The sequence below is a fragment of the Candidatus Bathyarchaeia archaeon genome, from assembly GCA_035935655.1.
Lineage (GTDB): Archaea > Thermoproteota > Bathyarchaeia > 40CM-2-53-6 > 40CM-2-53-6 > 40CM-2-53-6.
Genome location: DASYWW010000016.1, coordinates 1 through 2,413 on the forward strand (window position 1 = coordinate 1; position 2,413 = coordinate 2,413).

The 2,413-nt window shown below is 52.0% G+C and carries 2 protein-coding genes; both read left to right on the forward strand.

Annotation, left to right across the window (positions count from 1 at the left end; all coding sequences use genetic code 11):
• A partial coding sequence (locus VGS11_03840; protein HEV2119230.1) for a hypothetical protein occupies window positions 1-1,036 on the forward strand: 1,036 nt, incomplete at its 5' end.
• Window positions 1,033-2,274 (forward strand): O-antigen ligase family protein, encoded by a 1,242-nt coding sequence (locus tag VGS11_03845; GenBank protein ID HEV2119231.1) that lies wholly within the window; start codon window positions 1,033-1,035, stop codon window positions 2,272-2,274. The genes VGS11_03840 and VGS11_03845, both read left to right, overlap by 4 nt.
• Window positions 2,275-2,413: the final 139 nt, after the last annotated feature.

Sequence of the window (2,413 nt, forward strand, 5' to 3'; positions counted from 1 at the left end):
CAGGATCGATCCCTTATCCGCAGAATACCAGTTAAATCTTGCGAGCATTGAAGAATCCCGACGGGACTTGGCGAATGCTCGCAAAGCCTTTGAAGCTGCGCGGAATGATTACCCACTTTCCGCCGAAGTTGCCTGGCGCTACGGAAATTTCCTGCTGCGCCAGGGAGACTCCAGAGCTGGATTCTCTGAAATCCGACACGCCATCACAAATGACCCGGATCTTGAAACGACAGCGCTCTCAGAGTGCTCGGAATCGAATCCGGACGCCAAGGTGATTATTAATCAAGCCTTGCCGGAAACCACCCGAGCGTACCTGACTTCCATAGATTACTTTGTATCGCAAGGGCAGACATACGCTGCTTTGGTTTCATGGTCCCGGTTGCTCGGCCTCGGACAGTCGTTCCCCATGTCTAGAAGCCTGCCATTGGTGGACAAACTGATTGGCGAGGATCGCGTTGAGGATGCCAAGAGGGTCTGGAGCCAAGCCTTGCTTGCAACTGGCTGGGCACGGGACCCCGCACCGAGTGGGTCACTCATTTTCGATGGTGGTTTCGAAGAAACTTTGCTAGAAGGGGGATTTGATTGGCGCAATTTGCAGGATGAGGACTACACGCTTACTTTCGACAGCAAAATCGTCCACTCCGGTAAACGCGCGCTTCGAATAAAGTTCAGCGACCAATCAAACTTGAACTTCGAACATTTGTTTCAGATCGTGGCGGTTCATCCCGGGCAGCGATATCGTTTTAGCGCCTTCCTGCGAACTGAAAATATCACTTCAGACAGCGGCATTAGAATTCAGATCGTAGATCCACACCATCCGGAGGAGCTGCAAGTCCTGACGCCGAGTTTGACAGGCAACAATTCATGGATTCAAACTGAAACAACTCTGCAAATCCCTCCAACTACGGACTTGCTTGAAGTCATTCTGCGACGACTGCCGAGCGCGAAACTCGACAACAAACTTGGAGGAACAGTCTGGTTGGATGATGTTTCTTTGACATTGATTTCCACAGAATCGCAAAGGGAGTTGAAGTGAGAATTATTCATTACGGCGTTTGCTCGCTCATTGCCTTTACTGTGGCCGCCTTCGGAGGAGTCGAATGGTGGGGAGTGGCGACAGTGGAAGTCGGAGCCGCGTTGCTCTTCTTGATCTGGGGAGCACTAGCGATTAGGCAGGATTATGCTGATGTGCAATGGAATTGGCTGTTTTTCCCGATGTTGGGAATAGCGGTACTTGTTGGGGCGCAACAGATCTTTGGCCTTAGCGCCTATCACTATGCGACAAAGGTCGAATTTGTGAAAGTCGTTGCGTACCTCTTGCTCTGTTTCGTAGTCGCGAATACATTCCGGACCTCGAAAGAGCGAACCTCACTTGCCTGGTTTCTTGTGGTACTCAGTTTTATCTTCGCCCTTTTTGGCATCGCCCAGCGCCTCACGTTTGACGGCAAGCTCTACTGGTTGATTCCGGTTCCTGAGGGAGCAGAGCCATTCGCTTCATTCGTAAACCGCGACCATTTCGCGGGATTTGTGGAGCTTACGGCGCCGATTGGCCTTGCCCTGCTCTTTAACCGAGCTCATCGGAGTGATAAGTCTCCATTGCTTGTCCTTTTCACCGTCATTTCAACTGTTGCGTTGTTGCTGTCAGGCTCGCGCGGAGGAATCGTCAGCTTTGCAGTGGCGGTTTTCGTGGTCGCAATATTATCTCCTCAAGCTTTCGCAAAACGCCGGAGGCTGATCGGCGCACTGTCGTTGGGAATGGTAATTGTCGGCGTGGCGTTGTGGCTGGGCGCAAGGTCAACCATAGACCGATTTGCGGTAACTCCAGAGATTACAATCACAGCGAATCAGAGGGTTACAATGGATAGGGGCACATGGAACATTTTTCTGTCTCATCGGTGGATTGGCGCGGGCTTGGGGACCCTTGAAACAGTCTATCCGCATTTCGCGCGCTTTTACGATAAGAGGACAGTGGACCACGCGCACAACGATTATCTTGAATTCTTAGCGGAAACGGGTGGGGCGGGAGGACTGCTTGGGCTGGGATTTATTGCGGTGGTACTGATTGCGGGACTTCAGAACTGGCGTTTGGCTCACAATGCGAGTGATCGCGCGTTCACTGCGGGAGGTCTGGCTGCATGCGCGGCGTTGCTCGTGCACAGTTTCGTTGACTTCAATCTTCACATTCCATCCAACACGTTGCTGTTCCTGCTTCTAGCCACACTTATCTGCTCGAGCACTTCTGCGCAATCTCGATATGATCAGATGGTTTCTTAGGAGGGGATGGTGGACGTCAATTGGGGGCGAAAAGCTAGCAGCGGCGAGCGATGGCGAAGAGAATCTTGCAGTTGCGCTGAGTAGAAGGGTACAACAACAGAGGAGGCTCTTCATCAAGACCGCGGAGCTCATTTTGAAT